The 20,928-nt window shown below is 44.9% G+C and carries 20 protein-coding genes and 2 pseudogenes; 18 read left to right on the top strand and 4 right to left on the bottom strand.

The annotated features are described in order from the left end of the window. Nucleotides 1-75 precede the first annotated feature (75 nt). Nucleotides 76-1,113, bottom strand: a complete 1,038-nt coding sequence (locus KZ793_RS10015; protein ID WP_225815203.1) for an oxidoreductase — start codon at nt 1,111-1,113, stop codon at nt 76-78. Nucleotides 1,114-1,296: 183 nt separating this feature from the next. Here KZ793_RS10015 and KZ793_RS10010 point away from each other — a divergent pair, with 183 nt between their 5' ends. From KZ793_RS10010 to KZ793_RS09970, 9 genes are all read left to right on the top strand, one after another. Further along, nucleotides 1,297-1,737 (top strand): DUF2569 domain-containing protein, encoded by a 441-nt coding sequence (locus KZ793_RS10010; protein ID WP_225815202.1) that lies wholly within the window; start codon nt 1,297-1,299, stop codon nt 1,735-1,737. 107 nt (nt 1,738-1,844) lie between these two features. Beyond that, the gene (gene rsxA, locus KZ793_RS10005) at nt 1,845-2,426 is read left to right on the top strand and encodes an electron transport complex subunit RsxA (RefSeq protein WP_011146612.1); all 582 of its coding nucleotides are present in this window, start codon (nt 1,845-1,847) and stop codon (nt 2,424-2,426) included. Continuing rightward, nucleotides 2,426-3,058: an electron transport complex subunit RsxB gene (gene rsxB, locus KZ793_RS10000; RefSeq protein ID WP_225815201.1), complete on the top strand. Its 633-nt coding sequence runs from the start codon at nt 2,426-2,428 to the stop codon at nt 3,056-3,058. The genes rsxA and rsxB overlap by 1 nt, the downstream gene beginning before the upstream one ends. Next, complete coding sequence (gene rsxC / locus KZ793_RS09995; RefSeq protein WP_225815200.1) at nt 3,051-5,384, top strand: electron transport complex subunit RsxC; 2,334 nt, start codon at nt 3,051-3,053, stop codon at nt 5,382-5,384. The genes rsxB and rsxC overlap by 8 nt, the downstream gene beginning before the upstream one ends. A gap of 12 nt (nt 5,385-5,396) precedes the next feature. After that, complete coding sequence (gene rsxD / locus KZ793_RS09990; protein ID WP_225815199.1) at nt 5,397-6,476, top strand: electron transport complex subunit RsxD; 1,080 nt, start codon at nt 5,397-5,399, stop codon at nt 6,474-6,476. A gap of 9 nt (nt 6,477-6,485) precedes the next feature. Continuing rightward, complete coding sequence (rsxG, locus tag KZ793_RS09985; RefSeq protein WP_225815198.1) at nt 6,486-7,115, top strand: electron transport complex subunit RsxG; 630 nt, start codon at nt 6,486-6,488, stop codon at nt 7,113-7,115. Then, on the top strand, nt 7,112-7,810 hold the full coding sequence (locus KZ793_RS09980) for an electron transport complex subunit E (protein ID WP_225815197.1): 699 nt from the start codon (nt 7,112-7,114) through the stop codon (nt 7,808-7,810). The genes rsxG and KZ793_RS09980 overlap by 4 nt, the downstream gene beginning before the upstream one ends. Nucleotide 7,811: 1 nt before the next feature. Beyond that, entirely contained in the window at nt 7,812-8,450 is a 639-nt protein-coding gene (nth, locus tag KZ793_RS09975; RefSeq protein ID WP_225815196.1) for an endonuclease III, read from the top strand. Between the two features lie 140 nt (nt 8,451-8,590). Beyond that, on the top strand, nt 8,591-10,534 hold the full coding sequence (locus KZ793_RS09970; RefSeq protein ID WP_225815195.1) for an exoribonuclease II: 1,944 nt from the start codon (nt 8,591-8,593) through the stop codon (nt 10,532-10,534). Between the two features lie 94 nt (nt 10,535-10,628). On the opposite strand, the pseudogene KZ793_RS09965 reads toward KZ793_RS09970, so the two are convergent. Further along, nucleotides 10,629-11,071, bottom strand: a pseudogene (locus tag KZ793_RS09965) (transposase); the annotation flags it as partial. Between the two features lie 124 nt (nt 11,072-11,195). Further along, a pseudogene (tnpA, locus tag KZ793_RS09960) lies at nt 11,196-11,493 on the bottom strand (IS200/IS605 family transposase). 62 nt (nt 11,494-11,555) lie between these two features. On the opposite strand from tnpA, the gene KZ793_RS09955 reads away from it, so the two are divergent. After that, complete coding sequence (locus tag KZ793_RS09955; protein WP_118986960.1) at nt 11,556-12,725, top strand: RNA-guided endonuclease InsQ/TnpB family protein; 1,170 nt, start codon at nt 11,556-11,558, stop codon at nt 12,723-12,725. A gap of 25 nt (nt 12,726-12,750) precedes the next feature. On the opposite strand, the gene KZ793_RS09950 is transcribed toward KZ793_RS09955, so the two are convergent. Next, complete coding sequence (locus KZ793_RS09950; protein WP_225815194.1) at nt 12,751-13,161, bottom strand: hypothetical protein; 411 nt, start codon at nt 13,159-13,161, stop codon at nt 12,751-12,753. 669 nt (nt 13,162-13,830) lie between these two features. Here KZ793_RS09950 and KZ793_RS09945 point away from each other — a divergent pair. The 8 genes from KZ793_RS09945 (at nt 13,831) to KZ793_RS09910 (ending at nt 20,925) form a co-directional block, all read left to right on the top strand. Then, the gene (locus KZ793_RS09945) at nt 13,831-14,280 is read left to right on the top strand and encodes a phage tail protein (RefSeq protein WP_225815193.1); all 450 of its coding nucleotides are present in this window, start codon (nt 13,831-13,833) and stop codon (nt 14,278-14,280) included. 73 nt (nt 14,281-14,353) lie between these two features. Beyond that, nucleotides 14,354-15,430, top strand: a complete 1,077-nt coding sequence (locus tag KZ793_RS09940) for a phage tail sheath family protein (protein ID WP_225815192.1) — start codon at nt 14,354-14,356, stop codon at nt 15,428-15,430. 57 nt (nt 15,431-15,487) lie between these two features. After that, nucleotides 15,488-16,780: a phage tail sheath family protein gene (locus KZ793_RS09935; protein WP_225815191.1), complete on the top strand. Its 1,293-nt coding sequence runs from the start codon at nt 15,488-15,490 to the stop codon at nt 16,778-16,780. 54 nt (nt 16,781-16,834) lie between these two features. Continuing rightward, complete coding sequence (locus tag KZ793_RS09930; protein WP_225815190.1) at nt 16,835-18,004, top strand: phage tail sheath family protein; 1,170 nt, start codon at nt 16,835-16,837, stop codon at nt 18,002-18,004. A gap of 18 nt (nt 18,005-18,022) precedes the next feature. Next, entirely contained in the window at nt 18,023-18,481 is a 459-nt protein-coding gene (locus tag KZ793_RS09925) for a phage tail protein (protein WP_225815189.1), read from the top strand. Further along, a complete protein-coding gene (locus KZ793_RS09920; protein WP_225815188.1) occupies nt 18,478-18,657 on the top strand; it encodes a DUF5908 family protein in 180 nt (59 codons plus the stop codon). The genes KZ793_RS09925 and KZ793_RS09920 overlap by 4 nt, the downstream gene beginning before the upstream one ends. Further along, the gene (locus KZ793_RS09915) at nt 18,644-19,327 is read left to right on the top strand and encodes a CIS tube protein (RefSeq protein WP_225815187.1); all 684 of its coding nucleotides are present in this window, start codon (nt 18,644-18,646) and stop codon (nt 19,325-19,327) included. Before KZ793_RS09920 ends, KZ793_RS09915 begins: the two co-directional genes overlap by 14 nt. Next, nucleotides 19,324-20,925, top strand: a complete 1,602-nt coding sequence (locus tag KZ793_RS09910; RefSeq protein ID WP_225815186.1) for a phage baseplate assembly protein V — start codon at nt 19,324-19,326, stop codon at nt 20,923-20,925. The genes KZ793_RS09915 and KZ793_RS09910 overlap by 4 nt, the downstream gene beginning before the upstream one ends. Nucleotides 20,926-20,928: the final 3 nt, after the last annotated feature.

Here is a 20,928-nt window from a genome sequence, read left to right as displayed (position 1 = left end):
AATAATTAGCCCGGCAAACCAGGCTAATTGATAATAGGGGTTTCATAATATAGAAAGTGACAACAAAATATAAGCTTACACCGCCACCGTACATTGCTGCTTTGCGGACTGAATACCTGCCTCAATTAATTTCATGATTTGAATGGCTTCATTTGCCGTGACTGGATTAAGTTTACCTAGCATAATCGCATCACGGATCGCAGCATAATAAGCAGGATAATTACCGGGCAAAGTCGGTACATATTCAGTGACTAATTCCTCTCCACGTGACAGCGTCACAATCCCATCACGAATATCATATCCCCAATCGGCATGTGGTGGCCTTTCCCCTGCTTTTAATCGCTCTTCCTGAGGATCAAGACCATATTTCACGTAACTGCCTTCCATACCATGCAACGTATAAACCGCAGATTCAGCCGCGGCCACGGTGGTTGCATGAAGAACCACTTTAATATCCGGATAATTCAACAACACGTGGAAATAATCTGCCGCTTCCGCTTGTGGGCGGATCATCCCCAAATCAGCCGTAATAGATTGCGGTTTACCAAACAGTTGAACCGCCTGATCGAGTAAGTGAGGGCCTAAATCATACCAAATACCACTTCCTTGCCCTGCCGCTTCACGCCATCTTTGACGTATAACCGGGCGATAACGATCAAAATGGAATGCAAAATATTTTAATTTGCCCAGACGATTCTCTCTAATTAACGATTTTATCGTCAGGAAACCGGAATCCCAACGGCGGTTATGAAATACAGAAAGTAATAAATCCGCCCTCTCTGCCTGCTCTTTTAAAGATTCAGCTTGTTCAACTGTGATAGTAAACGGTTTATCCACCACAACATGCTTACCCGCAGCCAATGCCTTCTGTGCCAGAGGATAATGCGTATCATTAGGTGTCGGAATAACGATTAAATCAATGTCAGGATCATTAAAAAGATCCTCAGGGCGGGATACTACCGGGATATTTGGCCAATCTGATTTCACTTTCTCAGCATCACTACTGGAAATGGCGGCCAAGTTAACACCAGCAATGCCAGCAATTAACGGTGCATGGAACGTTTTACTCGCATAACCATACCCCACCAGCCCAACCTTTAACAGCTCACGCATAACAGCCTCTCAAACCCATTAATAATATGCAGCAATTCAGCATGCGTAAAAAATATCATCGGTGATGCCCGTTTCGCAAATTATCTCTGAATCTATCCTTGAATATCTTTCAATCAATCTATTTCCTAACTCATCAGAATCGCCTATTATTCTTTTTTCATATAGCTTCAAATGGAATGATTTATGTATCAAACCAATGATTATCACCGAATTAATGGTTGGGTTCTGGCTCCGGCGGCTTATCTGATTACAACCTTTCTCAGTGCCAGTGTCATGCTCGCCCTATATATTCTGGCATTTTTTAGTCAAAACAATGCATTGAGTGCAGGTAATAATCACTTTACTTTAATGTGGTTTATTTCTGTCACCATTACTGCGGTAATGTGGTGTTTCACCCTATGGGTATTGAAACTGCTTTTCATGCGATCAAAAAGATTCCCGAAAACTTTTATTATTTGGCTCATTATTACCGTATTAATTGCATTGAAAACTTTCGCTTTCTCCCCTATTCCTGATCAAATGGCTTTGCGTGCATTAGCATGGCCACTATTGGCAACCGCTATTTTTGTCCCCTACATTAAGCGCTCTCATCGAGTCAAAATGACTTTCACACAAGATCGATAACCTCAACTTTCTTTGGTTGTTATCATTAACAATAGATTGCCCCTGGTAAGACAAGGGCATACTTATAATTTAATAAAAAATCAACAAACTCATTTTCAGGCACAGCAATGACTGACTATTTTCTTTTATTTGTTGGAACCGTATTGGTTAACAATTTCGTCTTGGTGAAATTCCTTGGCTTATGCCCTTTTATGGGCGTCTCTAAAAAGCTGGAAACTGCCATCGGGATGGGATTTGCGACAACATTCGTTATGACACTAGCCTCTGTATGTTCATGGCTAGTGAATACCTTTATTTTGTTACCACTGGACTTAATCTATTTGCGTACCCTGAGCTTTATTCTTGTCATTGCGGTTGTGGTGCAATTCACTGAGCTTGTTGTACGCAAAACTAGCCCGACGTTATACCGGTTATTGGGTATTTTCTTGCCGTTAATTACAACTAACTGTGCTGTACTGGGTGTGGCGCTGCTGAATATCAATCAATCACACGATTTTTTACAATCCGCTATCTATGGTTTCGGTGCTGCCGCTGGTTTTTCTCTCGTTATGGTACTGTTTGCCGCTATTCGTGAACGTCTGGCTGTTGCTGATGTACCCGCCCCTTTCAAGGGATCATCTATCGGTCTTATCACCGCGGGTTTAATGTCCTTGGCTTTTATGGGCTTTAGTGGTTTGGTGAAGTTCTGATGACATCATTATGGATTGCTATTGGTGCACTCAGTGCACTAGGGTTAATTTTTGGGTTAATCCTGGGGTTTGCTGCCCGCCGTTTTCAAGTGGAAGAGGACCCCATTGTTGAAAACATTGATGATATTCTGCCGCAAAGTCAGTGTGGACAATGTGGTTACCCTGGCTGTCGCCCTTATGCTGAAGCAGTAGCGAATAATGGCGAGATGATTAATAAATGTGCACCGGGTGGTGAGCAAGTCATGCTGAAAATTTCAGAGCTGCTCGGTATCGATCCGCAACCATTGGATGGTGATGCAAACGTACAAAACCCCGCACGCAAAGTCGCCTTTATTGATGAAGAGAATTGCATTGGTTGCACTAAATGTATTCAGGCATGTCCTGTAGACGCTATCGTCGGTGCTACCCGTGCCATGCATACCATTGTTGAAGATTTATGTACCGGTTGTGACCTGTGCGTTGCTCCTTGTCCAACAGACTGTATTACGATGATCCCTGTAGCAACAACCACTGCCAACTGGAAATGGGATTTAAAAGCCATTCCAGTTAAAAATATTCCTGTTCAGCCATCTCACGCCATTTCCATTAAAAGTATCCCGGTTAAAAATATTGAGGCTGAACACCATGTTTAATTTATTCAATTTGCTCAATAAAAACAAAATCTGGGATTTCGCTGGCGGTATTCATCCACCTGAAATGAAACTGCAATCCAGCCAGACGCCTTTACGTATTGCGCCACTACCGGAAGAGTTAATCATCCCATTGCAACAACATTTGGGTACGGAAGGCGAGTTACTGGTTAAAGTGGGTGATGAAGTGCTTAAAGGCCAGCCCTTAACATTTGGCACTGGTCGTACTGTACCGGTTCATGCATCGACTTCCGGTACAATCATTGCCATTGAACCGTGTATTACAGCGCACCCATCCGGGTTGAAAGAGTTATGTGTTCGTTTACGCCCTGATGGTGAAGACCAATGGTGTGAACGCATTCAGACACCTAATTATCAATCATTGGATACAGACACGATCCTTAACCGAATCCATCAAGCCGGTATCGCAGGTTTAGGGGGGGCTGGCTTTCCTACCGCCGCCAAACTGCAAAGTGGCCGTCATGGCCTTAAGACGCTGATCATTAACGCGGCAGAATGCGAACCTTATATTACCGCGGATGACCGCCTGATGCAGGAGCATGCCAACGAACTTATTGAAGGCATTCGTATTCTGGAACATCTGCTTAAACCAGAGCAGATCCTGATTGGTATCGAAGATAATAAGCCAAAAGCGATAAAGGAGCTTAAGACCGCGCTAAAAGGCGATAAATCGATTATTGTCCGGGTTATCCCGACCAAATATCCTTCTGGCGGTGCCAAACAACTGACCAAAATCCTGACCGGTAAAGAAGTCCCCTCCGGCGGCCGCTCCTCTACTATCGGTGTGCTAATGCAGAACGTGGGTACAGTGGTTGCTATCAAGCGCGCTATTATTGATGGAGAACCTTTGATTGAGCGAGTCGTTACGCTTACTGGCGAAGCCGTTACCTCGCCGGGTAATTTCTGGGCGCGACTCGGTACCCCGGTACAATTTCTTCTCCAGTTAGCCGGTTTTGCACCACAATCAGAACAGATGGTCATTATGGGGGGGCCCTTAATGGGATTCGCGCTGCCTGACCTCAACGTGCCCATCGTTAAAATCAGTAACTGTATTCTGGCGCCATCCCATCAGGAAATGGATTCAAATACAGCGGAAGAGGCTTGTATCCGTTGTGGATTATGCGTGGAAGCCTGCCCTGCCCGTTTATTGCCGCAACAGCTCTATTGGTTCAGTCGGGGACAAGAGCACGAAAAGGCCAGAGATCACAATCTGTCCGACTGTATTGAATGCGGCGCCTGTGCTTATGTCTGCCCAAGCAATATTCCTCTAGTACAATATTATCGCCAGGAGAAAGCCGAAATTCGGGCCTTGGATCAGGAAAACCGCCGTTCAACCGAAGCCAAAATTCGTTTCGAAGCTAAGCAGGCCCGCATGGAACGAGAAAAACTGGCCCGAGAGGAACGACACAAAAAATCGGCCGTTCAAGTTGATAATAAAGATAAAAGCGCTGTACAAGATGCACTTTCCCGCGTGAAGGAAAAACAGGCTAACGCAGGTAAAGTTGTTGCTATAGAACCGGGGCAAGCACCTGATAATTCGGCAGTAATAGCGGCTCGTCAGGCAAGAAAAGAACAACTTCGCGCTCGTCAGGCGGAAAAACAGACGGCGGAAGATATTAGTATTGCGCCATCTGAACCAACAAATACAGAAGATCCACGCAAAGCCGCATTAGCCGCAGCAATTGCCAGAGCTAAAGCGAAGAAAGCAGCACAAAATCAGGAAGTAACACCATCACCGGAAACGAAGGAACCAGAAACTACCGCTAAAAAGCAAGATCTTCATAAAGATGCGGTCGCGGCCGCGATGGCCCGTGTTAAAGCCAAGAAAACTCAGACTCAACAATTAACTGAAACTCAGGCAGAAACACCGCCAGTGGAAGAAACTGATCCGCGTAAGGCTGCCGTCGCGGCTGCCATTGCCCGTGTTAAAGCCAAGAAAACTCAGACTCAACAATTAACTGAAACTCAGGCAGAAACACCGCCAGTGGAAGAAACTGATCCGCGTAAGGCTGCCGTCGCGGCTGCCATTGCTCGTGTTAAAGCCAAGCAAACCCAAACACAGCAATTAACTGAAACTCAGGCAGAAACACTGCCAGCGGAAGAAACTGATCCGCGTAAGGCTGCCGTCGCGGCTGCCATTGCTCGTGTTAAAGCCAAGCAAGCCCAAACACAGCAATTAGCTGAAACTCAGGCAGAAACACCGTCAGCGGAAGAAACTGATCCGCGCAAAGCGGCAATCGCTGCCGCAATCGCCAGAGTTAAGGCCAAAAAAGACACTCAAGAACAACAGAAAATTTCAATAGAATAGTGATTGTTATAAATGAAATTCAGACCCGTTCAGACTGACAACAAAAAACTAAAAGTCGCAAGTTCGCCTTTTACACACAATCAGCAAAGTACCAGCCGCATTATGCTGTGGGTTGTGCTGGCAGCAATCCCCGGTATTGCGGTACAAACTTACTTCTTTAGTTACGGTACCTTGTTCCAGATCCTGCTTGCAGTGATTACCGCCCTGCTTGCAGAATCATCTGCCCTATCTTTACGTAAACAGGCAATTATGCCTCGTTTGCAGGATAATTCTGCATTACTGACAGGTTTACTCTTAGGGATCAGCCTTCCACCGCTGGCGCCTTGGTGGCTGATTGTATTGGGAACTGCCTTTGCGGTGATTATTGCCAAACACTTATATGGTGGCCTTGGTCAAAATCCATTCAATCCGGCAATGGTCGGTTATGTCGTACTGCTAATATCATTCCCAGTGCAAATGACCAGTTGGTTGCCACCCATGGATTTACTGGCAACACAAATCACCCCCCTAGACAGCCTGATAGTGATCTTCAGCGGTCATACTCCCGATGGCACAACATTACAGCAGTTACAACAAGGTTTCGACGGGATTAGCCAGGCTACACCGCTGGATAGTTTCAAAACCGGTTTATTGACCCACAATATTGATGACGTTCTTCGCCAACCTATATTGCAAGGATCTCTGGCGGGTATTGGCTGGCAATGGGTCAACATTGCTTATCTTGTTGGTGGACTTATTCTGCTGAACAGAAAAGTGATAACCTGGCAAATTCCGGCGGCATTTATCCTGGTATTAGGTTTATGTGCACTCACTAGCTGGTTGATTGATCCATCCCGTTATTCGCCGCCATTATTGCAACTGTTTTCCGGTGCAACCATGCTAGGTGCATTCTTTATTGCAACCGATCCCGTCAGTGCTTCCACGACACCCAAAGGTCGTTTGGTTTTTGGTGCCATGATTGGCCTGTTAGTCTGGGTTATCCGTGTTTATGGTGGTTATCCTGATGCCATAGCATTTGCGGTCTTATTGGCGAATATCACCGTGCCACTCATTGACCATTACACCCAACCCCGCGTTTACGGGCATAAATAAGGAGCCGTTATGTTAGAAACCATGCGACGTCACGGCATCACACTAGCCATTTTTGCAGCCATTACCACCGGGCTAACGGCTGTCGTGAATGCACTCACCAAAAGTACTATCGCAGAACAGGCCGCACTACAGCACAAGTCGCTGCTTGATCAGGTTATTCCGCCTGTTCTGTACGACAACGATATACAAAACGAATGCTATCTAGTCAATGCGGATGCTTTGGGCAATCACTTGCCTCATCGTCTCTATCTGGCCCGTAAAAATGGTCAACCTGTGGCGGCAGCACTAGAAAGTACGGCCCCGGATGGTTATTCCGGTGCTATTCAATTACTGGTTGGAGCAGATTTCTCAGGAAAAGTGTTTGGTGTACGGGTTACAGAACATCATGAAACCCCAGGACTGGGGGATAAAATTGAAACCCGGATTTCAGACTGGATTAATGTATTCTCAGGGAAAACCATCACATCAAATCATGACCGGCACTGGGCGGTGAAAAAAGATGGCGGTGAGTTTGATCAATTTACCGGTGCCACTATTACCCCACGCGCCGTGGTAAACTCAGTCAAACGGACCGCGCTTTATTTACAGACCATACCTGAGCATCTCTCTTCCCTAGAATCCTGTGGAGAAAAATCATGAGTGAAACCAAAAACTTATTTATCCAGGGGCTATGGAAAAATAACTCCGCTTTAGTACAACTGCTAGGATTGTGCCCACTGTTAGCCGTATCTTCCACTGCAACCAACGCACTCGGTTTAGGGCTGGCAACGACACTGGTTCTAGTCTGTACCAACATTGCGGTTTCCAGCTTGCGTCGTTGGGTACCCAATGAGATCCGTATTCCAATTTATGTTATGATAATCGCTTCGGTTGTCAGTACTGTTCAAATGTTGATTAACGCCTACGCTTTTGGTCTGTACGAATCACTAGGGATTTTCATTCCACTGATTGTGACTAACTGTATTGTTATCGGTCGTGCTGAAGCCTACGCCGCGAAAAATCCAATCATGCCCTCTGCGATTGACGGCTTAGCAATGGGATTAGGAGCCACTTTCGCGCTGTTTGTTCTCGGTGCTATGAGAGAAATTCTCGGTAATGGAACCCTATTTGATGGCGCTGATTTACTTCTGGGTCATTGGGCTAAGATATTACGAATAGAAATCGTTCATATGGATTCCCCTTTCCTGTTAGCGATTTTACCACCCGGTGCTTTTATCGGTTTGGGATTAATGCTGGCAGCGAAATATCTTATTGACGAAAAAATGAAAACCAGAGCAATAAAAGAAAAAAGCCGTGCAATAACAATGTCACCAGGATCGGAGAGTTCTATTTGATATGAACAAACAGAAACGTATCGAAATTCTAACGCGTTTACGGGATAACAACCCAAAGCCAACAACTGAATTAGTTTTCACAACACCCTTTGAGTTACTTATTTCAGTATTGCTTTCAGCGCAAGCAACAGATGTGAGTGTTAATAAAGCCACAGCGAAACTCTATCCGGTTGCTAATACCCCCAAGGCAATACTTGACCTTGGTGTAGATGGGCTGAAAGAGTATATAAAAACTATCGGTCTTTATAACACCAAAGCGGAAAACACAATTAAAACCTGCCGGATATTACTGGAAAAACATGCTGGCGAAGTTCCCGAAGATCGCGCCGCATTGGAAGCATTGCCGGGTGTTGGCCGCAAGACAGCCAATGTAGTGTTAAACACCGCTTTCGGCTGGCCGACTATTGCGGTCGATACCCATATTTTTCGGGTTTGTAATCGAACTCAATTCGCGCCTGGTAAAAATGTCGGTGAAGTCGAAAATAAATTACTGCAAGTCGTTCCAGCAGAATTTAAAGTTGATTGCCATCATTGGCTTATTTTACACGGTCGTTATACCTGCATAGCCCGTAAACCTCGTTGTGGTTCCTGTATTATTGAAGATCTATGTGAATTTAAAGAAAAAATTTACCCTGAGTAACTATTGTAATTTTCTATTGCAATTTCCATACTGTTTTACGCTATTTTGCAGATGTTGCTTGCTCGACACCATCAATTCGCGTAAAACTGTTATTCCAAAAAACTATCTGATAATAACCCTCAACTTTCTCCGCGGATATTATGTTTCAAAACAACCCGCTGCTTGCACAGCTAAAACAGCAACTTCATTCCCAAACACTTCGAGTAGAAGGTTTGGTCAAAGGTACCGAAAAAGGATTCGGATTCTTAGAAGTCGATGGGCAAAAAAGTTATTTTATTCCTCCCCCACACATGAAAAAAGTTATGCATGGCGATCGCGTGACTGCCGCTATTCATACTGATAAAGAAAGAGAGATCGCCGAGCCAGAAACATTGGTCGAACCATTTCTAAATCGCTTTGTTGGCCGTATCCAGAAAAAAGAAAATGATAACCGTCTATGGATCATTCCTGATCACCCATTGCTAAGAGATGCGATCCATTGCCGGCCGGCCAATCAGGTCACTCATCCATTTCAGCATGGTGATTGGGCCGTCGCTGAAATGCGTCATCATCCACTGAAAGGCAGCCGTGGTTTTCATGCGGAAATTACCGGCTATATCACTGAAAGTAACAATCACTACGCCCCTTGGTGGGTAACGCTCACTCGCCATAATCTGGAACATGATGCTCCCACTATGACTGCCGATTGCCAGATGAACGATGGCGATCTTGAGCGCATTGACTTAACGTCGCTGGATTTTGTCACTATTGACAGTGCAACCACGGAAGATATGGACGATGCTTTGCATATTGCTAAGCAAGATGATGGTAGCCTGAAACTCAGTATCGCCATTGCTGATCCAACCGCTTATATTGCTGCTGACAGCGAACTGGATCAAATCGCCCATCAACGTGCTTTCACTAACTATCTGCCGGGTTTTAATATTCCCATGTTGCCGCGCGACCTGTCAGAGAATGTATGCTCTCTGCGCCCTAACGCCCGCCGTCCGGCATTGGTTTGTCAGGTTTCTATTCTGGAAGATGGTCAACTGGGTGATGATATTGCGTTTTTCTCTACTTGGGTTGAATCAAAAGCTAAATTGGTTTACGACGAAGTTTCTGATTGGCTGGAAGAAACCGGGACTTGGGAACCTGCTTCTGAAGCGATTAAGGCCCAAATCATTCTCCTAAAGGAAATGAGCGATCGCCGCAACCAATGGCGCCACCAAAATGCGCTTATTTTCAAAGATCGCCCTGATTACCGCTTCATCCTTGATGATAATGGTTACATACTGGATATCGTCGTAGAGCAACGCCGTACAGCAAACCGTATTGTCGAAGAAGCAATGATCACTTCTAACCTGTGCGCCGCCAAAATACTACGCGATAAGTTAGGTTTTGGTATTTACAATGTTCATATGGGTTTTGAACCACTGCAAATTGAACAAGTGGTTGAATTACTAAAAGAAAATGGTATCGATGCTAACACAGAAGAGTTATTGACCTTAAACGGCTTCTGCAAATTACGCCGTGAATTGGATAAACAGCCAACACAATTCCTTGATAGTCGCATTCGTCGTTTCCAGACTTTCGCAGAAATTAAACCTGAACCCGGCCCTCATTTTGGTCTCGGTTTTGATGCTTACGCCACCTGGACATCACCGATCCGTAAATACAGCGACATGATTAACCATCGTTTACTGAAAGCGATTATTCAAAAAACGGATGTGGAACAACCCTCAGAAGAAACCTGTTTGCAACTGGCTGAACGTCGCAGACTGAATCGTATGGCCGAACGTGATGTGGGGGATTGGCTGTACGCACGCTTCCTGCAACCACATGCAGGAACCGAGCAACGATTTACCGCAGAAATCATTGATATTACCCGTGGCGGTTTACGTGTCCGGCTGGTCGATAACGGTGCAGTGGCCTTCATACCCGCACCATTCCTACATGCCGTGCGTGATGAATTGCAATGTAGCCAAGAAACCGGCACCGTAATTATCAAAGGTGAAGTCGCTTACCAATTGAACGACATTATTGATGTTCGTATTGAGGAAGTCAGAATGGAAACGCGTAATATTGTCGCCCGCCCTGTGGCCTGATTTTTCTCATAACCCCTTTCTGCGTCAAACTACAGCTCAATCGCTGTAGTTTGATATTAAAAATCCGCAATCAAGGCGAATGATTACATTAACCTCAGCTTCGTTTAAAAATAGCGATATCACAATCCCGTAAATTCAAGCTCGGTTTTTTAGGTTGGAATGTATAAGCAATTAAGCCCGCGACGATTTCCAATAAAAAACCGAGCTGACTTCGGTGTCTTGAATGCGCTATTTGAGAAATATTTTTGAGCTGATCCACGACCGTTTCTATCAGAAATCGCCTTCTTAACATCAGCTTATCCCAGAGAGATAACGCTTTTGCCTTCATGTTACTACGGACATGAGTGATTAACGTTATTCCTTCTGCGTCCAGTTCATCGCACAGGGCCTGTGACAAATCATCCGGGAGTAGCTGACCAACCGGGGAAAATCGGCCTGAAGATAGTGTTTAACATGCTGAATATAAAACGTTTTAAAATCACGATAATGGCTCATGTGGAATAAGATGAGGAGCGTCATCACTTCACTGAGATACATCACCTTCTATTCTGCACGGGGTGTCACTATATTGAACCAGAATGGGAAACTGTCCAGCAGAGCGATAAATTCATCAATTTAGGGCTGGCTACTCCGGCGTATTCTGACTGGCAACGTACGCTTTTCACGTTTCTCTCGTTGCGCCCCCTGTGCTACAGGTAAAGTATGACCTCGACCACAGAAGTCTGGTTTTGCTGACGAAGGCACCGTAATGATACCGATTTTAAATGAGTAATCATGACGCTGACTGCCCGTTTCGGCGGATAGGCGACCAGCAAATGCACATGATCACACTCACCATCCCTCTCAACCCTTTCACATTCTCGTTTTGCCGCCGCTGAATTGAATGCCTCACGTAACGGGTTTATCATCCGTCCATCAAAGCGCTTTCGACGGGATTTTGTCGTGAATATCACATGCACAACCCGTTGATATCTTCCTGTAACCGGCTAAAATGAAGGCACTCTCTCAATGAGCGCTGAATATGTTAAGAGCCACAAAGGTACGCATTTATCCCACGCCAGAACAGGCCAAATATCTTAATGGCCAGTTCGGTGCGGTCCGTTTTGCGTACAACAAGGCGCTGTACATCAAAAAGCAGGCTTACCAACGTCACGGCGTGAATTTAAATCCGCGCAAAGACCTCAAACCGCTACTGGCGGTCGCGAAGAAATCACGCAAGTACGCCTGGCTCAAGGCATATGACGCCATCGCGTTACAGCAGGCGGTGATCAATCTGCATACCGCGTTTGATAATTTTTTCAATCCGAAGTTGCGATCTCAATTTCCCACGTTCAAACGCAAACAGGGCCGGCAATCCAGCTATCACTGCGTTGGGGTGAAAGTACTGGATGGCGCAGTGAAGATCCCGAAATTGTCACCGATAAAGGCGCACCTACACCGAGAAATGGAAGGGCAAGTTAAGAGCATAACGCTATCCCGAACAGCCACGGGAAAATATTTCGCCGCTATTCTGTGTGACGATGGCAGGGATTTGCCGGAAAAGCCAGGCTTTATCACCCGCGTGACAGGGTGTGATATGGGTTTATCCCACTATCTTATCCAGTCGAACGGGGAGAAGGTGAATAACCCTCGTCACCTTATCAATGCCACCCGTAACCTGCGCCGTAAGCAAAAATCGCTATCCCGCAAACAAAAGGGCAGCGCTAACCGCCTCAAGGCACGCTTACGTCTGGCGGCAGTCCATGAGCGGATAGCCCATGCCCGCGCCGATTTTCAACACAAACTCTCCCGGACAATGGTTGACGAAAACCAAGCAGTCATTGTTGAGACGCTGAAATCGGGCAACATGATGAAAAATCACCACCTTGCCCGCGCTATCGGGGATGCAGGCTGGCATGGCTTCATCAAGAAACTGGAATACAAAGCCGCAGCGGCGGGCGTTCATCTGGTCAAACTGGATCAGTGGTTCGCCAGCTCGAAAACCTGCCATTGCTGCGGTCACAAAGTGCCGGAAATGCCGCTGCATAAGCGGATCTGGCAATGTCCTGCCTGCCATGTTGAACATGATCGCGATGTAAACGCGGCAATCAATATCCAGCGTAAGGGCATAATGGAGTTACAGGCGGCGGGACTCGTCGCCTCTGCCCATGGAGGCCAGCGTAAATCCGTCATATCGACGGTGGCGGCCTGAGAAGTGGGAAGCCTCGCCGTTTACTTTACGGCGGGGAGCAGTCACATATGTCATAACCGCGCACTTGATAAATGTGATCACTCACTTTATAGAGCCCATATTCCATATTAAGTTGGGCATTACGCCACAAGCTCGGATTAACGGTATCTGGAGCCGGCGTTTTATCGGTAATAAACTGACGATACTGGTCTAGATCCAATATAACCTTACCGTTAGCATCACGAATAATCAGAGAATCTGGTTTGGCGATAAAACCACGTTTAGCATCATCAAAATCAGATTTATCGTTGAAAGGTAAAATAGATGCCATTTCAGCATTAACTTGTTTAGTTATCGTAGTCGCAGGAAGAGAGCGATCAGAGTGACTCAATGCTGGCATAGTAAAAATGGAAAACGACACTACTGTTGAAATGGTGAGTAAGTATTTATAATTCATAAGGTAATATTCCTTTAGAGATATTTAACTATCAAATCAAATATAACTTTATCTATAAAACCAAAACGATATGAATCATAGCTGAGTAACAACAGATAACAAGATACTCATTTTCTGTGCTTCCCATTATTAAAACTAAATGCCTTGCTGGATTAAATTCAAAAATAAAACATAACCATTTGTTAATAAATAATTTTATTAACAAAGCATCATTATCTTCATGTCAAAATTTATAACACAATATTTATTCATACTTGGCTAAAAAAATATAACAATATGAATACGAAACAATTTCTTTGTAAATTATTTTTACATAAAATAATTTCTTATAATAACAATTGATATTTAAAACTAACAAACATTGATTATAATTTACCGTGATCATTAATGTGATCTTAAATTCACCGAATAACGTTCCTATATAAATAGCAACCAAGGCAAAACAGGTTAGTGCGGTAGCCATTGTCTATCGCTAAATGCTAAGAGAAATATATACCTAATAGATTTCGAGTTGCAGCGCGGCGGCAAGTGAACGAATCCCCAGGAGCATAGATAACTATGCGACTGGGGTGAGTGAAAGCAGCCAACAAAGCAGCAGCTTGAAAGATGAAGGGGATGGCGATAACCGCATTGACCTACCATACAAATAACACATTAAGGAAATAAACCATGTCCATAACTACAGAACAAATTGCTGTTGATTATCCAATACCGACTTATCGATTTGTTGTCTCCGTTGGTAATGAGCAAATCCCTTTCAACAACGTTTCCGGGCTCGATATCACTTATGATGTAATAGAATATAAAGATGGTATTGGTAATCACTATAAAATGCCGGGCCAACGTCAGTTGATCAATATTACGCTGCGTAAAGGGGTATTCCCTGGGGATACTAAACTTTTCGACTGGCTTAATTCCATTCAGCTTAATCAAGTTGAGAAAAAAGATGTTTCAATTAGCCTGACTAATGAAGCCGGCACCGAAATTTTAATGACTTGGAACGTAGCAAATGCGTTCCCAACTTCATTAACCTCCCCTTCTTTTGATGCCACCAGCAATGATATCGCAGTCCAAGAGATAAAGCTGACTGCGGATAGAGTCATGATTCAGGCAGCCTAAAACGCCAGAATAACGGCTGAATTCATCATTCTACAATTCATGTAAAATATCGCTCAATAATTGGAGGCAATATATGCCAATAACACCAACCTATCCTGGCGTTTATATTGAAGAGGACGCCTCGCTATCACTCTCAGTTCGTTCCAGTGCAACGGCAGTGCCTGTTTTTGCTGTCGAAGATAACAATTTATCAGTATCAGATAATCCTTATATTCGTGTTAATAGCTGGTTGGAATATTTGACACTAAAAAGCGGGAAATTTAACTCTAGCGACAAACTTGATATTTCACTACGTGCCTATTTTATTAATGGCGGTGGATATGGTTATCTCGTAAAAACCGGAAAGTTAGCAGAACAAATTCCAAAACTAGATGATGTCACCTTACTGGTTGCTGCCGGAGAAAATATCAGAACTGCCGTAAGTACACTTTGCCAATCAGGAAAAGGATTATTTGCCATTCTTGATGGCCCAACCACAGAGTTAAATTCTGGTGGCACATCTCGAAATGATTATGACCAAAACTCGTTTGCCGCCGTTTATTACCCTTGGCTAACTGCCGAATGGGGGGCAAATAAAGCCAACGTTGATATTCCACCTAGCGCCGTGATGGCCGGTATTTATGCCAGTGTCGATAACAACCGAGGTGTTTGGAAAGCACCGGCAAATGTTGTATTACAAGGTGGAGTGAAACCGAAGTTTAAAGTCACTGATGATTTGCAAGGTACCTATAATACCGGTAAAGCCATCAATATGATCCGTGAATTCCCAAATACCGGCGTCACCGTCTGGGGCGCTCGCACACTTGATGATAGTGATAACTGGCGTTATATCCCGGTTCGCCGCCTATTTAACAGTGCAGAACGGGATATTAAAAATGCCATGAGTTTTGCAGTCTTCGAACCTAACAGCCAACCCACTTGGAAAGCAGTACATCGGGCTATCGATAACTATCTTTATACCCTCTGGCAACAAGGGGGATTAGCCGGTAACAAGGCGGAACAGGCTTACTTTGTACAAATTGGTAAAGGCACCACCATGACCGAAGAAGATATTAAACAGGGCAGAATGATTGTCAAAGTGGGTTTGGCTGCGGTTCGCCCTGCTGAATTTATTATCCTGCAATTTACCCAAAATGTTGCCCAATCTTAATGGGGCTAATAGCTGATTCAAGATCACCACATACTTATCCTATTTAAGGAAAACCCCATGACTTCTGCAACCTATGCCACACCGGGCGTTTATATTGAAGAAGACGCTTCGCTAGCGCTGTCGATTAGCACCAGTCCAACCGCTATTCCCGTCTTTATTGGTAAGTTTTTTAAAAAAGACGGCAGCCAACCCAAAAAATGGAGTTGTATTAAAATTACCAGTTGGTTGGATTTTATCTCACAGTTTTCACTTTCACCGACCGTATCAGTGACGGCTACAAGTAAAGGTGATGGCCCCCAAAAAAACTATACTTATGCTGCCACTGTCACAGCTACTTCTGTGAGTGCCTTTGCAATACAACACTATTTTAACAACGGCGGTGGAGTCTGTTATCTGTTGCCGTTGGTAAAGACTGAACAAGATGCTTTAGCAACGCTGCCAGAGCTGATTGAAAAACAACAGGAGATTACCTTACTGGTCTGTCCTGAAACGGATAAAACGTTAAAACAGAAGGTCTACGATGCGGTAAACTCCTTATTGCAACAAAAAGTAGGTTACTTCTTGATTGCTGATAGCACAGATGGAGAAAATAAACCCACTACTCAACCGGATAAAACCGCGGTCTATTACCCTGATTTAGTGACTTCTTTTACTTATAGCAAACCAGCAGATGCCCATATTACGCTAAGCGGTTATGACGGTGCTACCACCCTAGATAATCTGAAAACAACTTCATCAGGGGAATACACTAACGCTAAAAAGGCGGTCGATGACGTATTAAAAACCACTAAAATTACCTTGCCCCCAAGCGCTGCCGTCGCGGGTGTTTATGCTGCAACTGATGCCAGTCGTGGTGTCTGGAAAGCGCCTGCCAACGTGGCGTTGAATAATGCTAAACCATCTGAGCCGATCACAAATGATAAGCAAGGCACCATGAATCAAGCCGGTATTAATGCTATCCGTCACTTTACCGGCAAAGGCACACTGATTTGGGGAGCCCGAACATTAGATCAAACGGACAACTGGCGCTACATTCCGGTACGACGTTTATTTAATACAGCGGAACGGGATATCAAGCGGGCAATGCGATTTGCCGTCTTTGAACCTAATAGCCAGCCAACTTGGAAACGGGTACAAGCAGCCATTGACAATTATCTCTATCAACTTTGGCAACAAGGCGCACTAGCGGGAAATAAACCGCAGGAAGCCTACTTTGTCCAGATCGGTAAAGATATCACCATGTCCGAGAGCGACATTCAGCAAGGGAAAATGATTGTCAAAATCGGTATGGCGGCAGTGCGTCCGGCTGAATTTATTATCCTTCAATTTTCACAATACGTAGCACAGTAACCGTACTGAGGCGCGGTTTAACACCGCGTCCATTCAGTCATTGAGGAGATGATAATGGAGATAAAACAGCCGGGCGTCACAATAACGGAAAACCGTATATCCTTGCCGCCAAACAATGAATTTATCGGTATACCCGTTTTTATCGGTTATACCCAAAAAAATTCAAGCAATAAAACCGCCGTCAAACTCAACAGCCTGACCGAGTTTACCCAACCCTTTGGTAAGGCAGGATTAATGTACTACTCCGTGCGCCACTTTTTTGAAAACGGCGGACAGCGAGCCTATGCACTATCACTAGGTCATGATAAATCACTAACCGATTTTCAATTATTGATCACCGTTCTACAACAGGAGTGGGTAAAACAAGCGATCTCCGCAGAAAGCGAAATCACGCTAATTGTCGCACCTGATATCACCCGTTTTAATGATACCGACGCGCAAAAAGCCCTTTGGCAACAAGCATGGCAATCAATACTCGATCTTTGCAAAAGCCGACGCGGCATCATGGGATTACTGGATGCCCCGGATGATCCGACATTAGCCGCTAATTGTCTGGCCGATTTTTCCTCAAGTGATCGCCAATGGGGCGCCGTATACTGGCCAAGGATAAAAACCACCTACCAAGAAGACGGTAAACATATCGTACTTTCACCTACCGCGGCGGTGGCTGCCGTCATTCAACGTAACGACCATCAGAAAGGGGTATGGACTGCTCCCGCCAATGTCGCTTTAGCCAAAGTGATCGGGCCGGTACGCTCTTTCATTGAAGCTGGAGCCCTGTTTAATCAAGAAGTGCCTTCGTTGAATCTGGTTCGCAGCTTCCCCGGCAAAGGCATTAAAATCTGGGGATGCCGCACGCTGGATAACGACCCCGCTTCTCCCTGGCGTTATATCCAACTTCGTCGTCTGGTTTCCTACATCGAAACCCACATGACCCAACTCGGCCGGGCCTTTGTCTTTGAACCCAACAACGCCATCACTTGGATGAAATTTAAAGGTCAAGCCCACAACTGGCTACGCCAGCTATGGTTAAAAGGCGGATTGCGAGGCACTCAGGAAGATCAAGCATTTGAGGTGTCACTGGGTGTTAATGAATCAATGAGTGAAGCGGATATATTGGCCGGAAAGATGATCATGACAATCAAGCTGGCCCTGTTAATTCCAGCGGAATTTATTGAACTGAGTCTGACATTTGATATCCGTAACAATTCCGTACCTAGCTAATCTCAACAGGGGAAAAACATGTACAACCTATATACCCCGTCAGTATCACACCATTTTATCGCCAGTTTTCTGTTTAACAACATTCCCAGTCCACTTGATATCGCCTTTCAGCGCATATCGGGACTCAACCGAGAGCTGCAAACCACCCAACACAGCCAGGGCGGGGAAAACGCCAGAAATGTCTGGCTAGCTGAAAAAATCCAACATGGCAGTTTGGTATTGGAGCGTGGCGTCATGACCATTACCCCACTCACTCTGGTATTTGATCGCGTTTTGCGTGGTGAAAAAGCGGTGTATGCCGACGTCGTTATCATGCTCTTGAATGAACATTCATTGCCAGTGGCAAGTTGGACGGTCAGTAACGCACTCCCTGTGCGTTGGTCCACCAGCGACTTTGATGCTAATAGCAGCACTGTGCTGGTGAGCTCTCTGGAATTACGTTATCAGGATATGCGATGGTTAGGAGTAAAAGCATGACTGTAGAAATTAAGGAACTGATTATTCAGGCTAAAGTCACTGATCCTACGAGTGATCAACTCTCCCCACGAACATTAGCTCAGGAAAAACTGGATAACGCCCGTTTGATTGAGATGGTGAAACGGGAGGTATTAGAGGCATTACGTGAAACAGGAGGTGATTATGAGTTTAATTGAACGCGGTTTATCCAGACTCACCCTGACAGCCTTTAAAGATCGGGAAGGCAAAGTTTCCGTGGGTAGCTTACAGGCCATGTATAACCCCGATACGATCCAACTGGATTACCAAACCCGCTACCAACAGGATGAAAGTGTTAATCGTGCCAGCCAGAGCAGCCGCTATGTGTTATCCCAACCCGCCGGGTTATCGTTAGTCCTGTTGTTTGATGCATCAATGCCCGGCAATAACACTCCAATAGAGACACAACTGGCAACCCTAAAATCCCTGTGTGCAGTTGATGCCAGCACCAAAGTGCCCCACTTTCTTAAAATCAAATGGGGTAAAATGCGCTGGGAAAACAAAGGTTATTTTGCCTGCCGGTCCAGTGGACTCGCTATCAATTACACCCTGTTTGACCGAGACGCCACCCCATTACGGGCCAGCGCCACCCTATCCCTGGTGGCAGACGAGAGCTTTGTTATTCAGAATACTGAGCGACAGTTAAAATCACCTCCGGCCACGGCGGTGAGCGTAACCGATATGCTTTCCCTACCCTTGATCGCCTTAGGTGCTGGTGCCTCTTTGGCCGGTGGTATCGATTATCTCTCACTGGCCTGGCAAAACGGTCTGGATAATCTTGATGACTTTACCCCCGGACAAACCCTACAAGCTAAGGGGGATGCATGAAAATACCCACAGTAACTATTAAAATAGGTGGTAAGACTCTTAATCAATTTACCGTAATCAGTCTGATAACCCACCATCACATCAATGGTATCCCTTCGGCCAACATCACTCTGGGTATCGCCGGTGATGCCAACCATATTTTTGACACCAAAACGCAGGCTGAATTGGCAAGCTGTCGCCCGAACCATGAAGTTATCGTGCAAATGCAAAAAACCGTATTGTTTAAGGGAGTCATCGTTCGGCAGACACTGGGGCTTAAAGGTCAGGACAGCATCATTACCCTGACAGCAAAACATCATCTGCAAAAATTAACCCACAGTTTTCACTCACAGCTATTCAATAAACAGAGTGATGAAGCCATTATCAAAAAACTCTTCAATCAGAATGGTATCCAAACGACGATAAAGCAGGCGCCTCAACTTAAAGCCGTTCATGAACAAATGGTACAATTTCGTTGCAATGACTGGGCATTTCTAAAAAGCCGATTGGTTGCCACTAACATCTGGCTGTTGCCCGGCAATGAATCAGTTACCTTGATAACACCTAAGGCCCTGAATCAGTCAACGGTACATACTCTTAATCGACATGCCAACGATCAAGACATTGTGCTATTTGAGGCGGATCTCCAGTGGAATAACCAACATAGCCCCAAAACAGTGAGTGTACGCGCCTGGAATATTGCTCAACAGAAGCTTTCTCAGGCAATCAATACCCAAAATAGCCGACTTGGCAGTCATAAATTGGCTGTGGACAGTATCGCCGCACTGGCTGATAAAGAGTGGCAATGGGCTTACAGCTATCCGCTGGATAATGAACAAGCCAAACATCTTGCTCAGGGCATCATGGATAATCTGCGAAGCCATAATATATCTGGCAGTTTTGAAATCGAAGGCAGTCACCGCTATCAACCGGGAGATGTGCTGGCATTAAAGGGTTTTGGTCAGGGAATGGATGGTCAAGGGATTATCACTGGTGTAAATCAAATAATTAACCAAAAGCAAGGCTGGCGCACCCGATTAACCTTAGGACTGCGACCAGATATGGAACCTCCAGTGCCACAAGTGAAAGAGTTACATATTGGTATTGTGGAAAAATATCAACCAGACAGCCAATCACTAGGCCGTATCCCGGTCAGAATACCGGCATTAAACTTAACCCAAGGTGTCCTGTTTGCTCGATTAGGTAAACCCTATGCCAGTCATGAAAGTGGATTTTGCTTTTACCCAGAACCGGGAGATGAAGTAATTATCGGATTCTTTGAATGCGATCCCCGTTTTCCGGTGATATTAGGTTCCATGCATAATCCTAAAAATAAACCACCGTTAGAACCCAGTGAAAAAAATCCGGTGAAAACTTTAGTTATTAAGCAAGGAGATAAACAACAAGCATTAATATTCGATAACAAAGAAAACACTGTAGCACTTAATAGCGGAGAAAATAAAGTTTCTCTGCAACAGGATAAAGATATTACGTTTAATTCAACTAAAAATCTCATCACTCAGGCCCAAGAAATTAATATACAAGCGGAAAAATCTTTATCCGCCACAGGAAAATCCAGGGTCGATATTAAGGGCTCGGAAATTAACTTAACACAGTAATGA

The sequence above is a fragment of the Photorhabdus antumapuensis genome, assembly GCF_020387775.1.
Taxonomy (GTDB): Bacteria; Pseudomonadota; Gammaproteobacteria; order Enterobacterales; family Enterobacteriaceae; genus Photorhabdus; species Photorhabdus antumapuensis.
This window is presented reverse-complemented; position numbering and strand designations above follow the sequence as displayed.

Excerpts from the sequence above, each read along its gene's own strand:
- rsxA (WP_011146612.1), top strand. The coding sequence starts at position 1,845 with ATGACTGACTATTTTCTTTTATTTGTTGGAACCGTATTGGTTAACAAT.
- KZ793_RS09925 (WP_225815189.1), top strand. The coding sequence starts at position 18,023 with ATGTACAACCTATATACCCCGTCAGTATCACACCATTTTATCGCCAGT.
- rsxG (WP_225815198.1), top strand. The coding sequence starts at position 6,486 with ATGTTAGAAACCATGCGACGTCACGGCATCACACTAGCCATTTTTGCA.
- KZ793_RS10015 (WP_225815203.1), bottom strand. The coding sequence starts at position 1,113 with ATGCGTGAGCTGTTAAAGGTTGGGCTGGTGGGGTATGGTTATGCGAGT.
- KZ793_RS09910 (WP_225815186.1), top strand. The coding sequence starts at position 19,324 with ATGAAAATACCCACAGTAACTATTAAAATAGGTGGTAAGACTCTTAAT.
- KZ793_RS09915 (WP_225815187.1), top strand. The coding sequence starts at position 18,644 with ATGAGTTTAATTGAACGCGGTTTATCCAGACTCACCCTGACAGCCTTT.
- KZ793_RS09970 (WP_225815195.1), top strand. The coding sequence starts at position 8,591 with ATGTTTCAAAACAACCCGCTGCTTGCACAGCTAAAACAGCAACTTCAT.
- KZ793_RS09920 (WP_225815188.1), top strand. The coding sequence starts at position 18,478 with ATGACTGTAGAAATTAAGGAACTGATTATTCAGGCTAAAGTCACTGAT.
- KZ793_RS09945 (WP_225815193.1), top strand. The coding sequence starts at position 13,831 with ATGTCCATAACTACAGAACAAATTGCTGTTGATTATCCAATACCGACT.
- rsxC (WP_225815200.1), top strand. The coding sequence starts at position 3,051 with ATGTTTAATTTATTCAATTTGCTCAATAAAAACAAAATCTGGGATTTC.
- KZ793_RS10010 (WP_225815202.1), top strand. The coding sequence starts at position 1,297 with ATGTATCAAACCAATGATTATCACCGAATTAATGGTTGGGTTCTGGCT.
- rsxD (WP_225815199.1), top strand. The coding sequence starts at position 5,397 with ATGAAATTCAGACCCGTTCAGACTGACAACAAAAAACTAAAAGTCGCA.
- KZ793_RS09940 (WP_225815192.1), top strand. The coding sequence starts at position 14,354 with ATGCCAATAACACCAACCTATCCTGGCGTTTATATTGAAGAGGACGCC.
- KZ793_RS09950 (WP_225815194.1), bottom strand. The coding sequence starts at position 13,161 with ATGAATTATAAATACTTACTCACCATTTCAACAGTAGTGTCGTTTTCC.
- KZ793_RS09935 (WP_225815191.1), top strand. The coding sequence starts at position 15,488 with ATGACTTCTGCAACCTATGCCACACCGGGCGTTTATATTGAAGAAGAC.
- KZ793_RS09930 (WP_225815190.1), top strand. The coding sequence starts at position 16,835 with ATGGAGATAAAACAGCCGGGCGTCACAATAACGGAAAACCGTATATCC.
- nth (WP_225815196.1), top strand. The coding sequence starts at position 7,812 with ATGAACAAACAGAAACGTATCGAAATTCTAACGCGTTTACGGGATAAC.
- rsxB (WP_225815201.1), top strand. The coding sequence starts at position 2,426 with ATGACATCATTATGGATTGCTATTGGTGCACTCAGTGCACTAGGGTTA.
- KZ793_RS09980 (WP_225815197.1), top strand. The coding sequence starts at position 7,112 with ATGAGTGAAACCAAAAACTTATTTATCCAGGGGCTATGGAAAAATAAC.
- KZ793_RS09955 (WP_118986960.1), top strand. The coding sequence starts at position 11,556 with ATGTTAAGAGCCACAAAGGTACGCATTTATCCCACGCCAGAACAGGCC.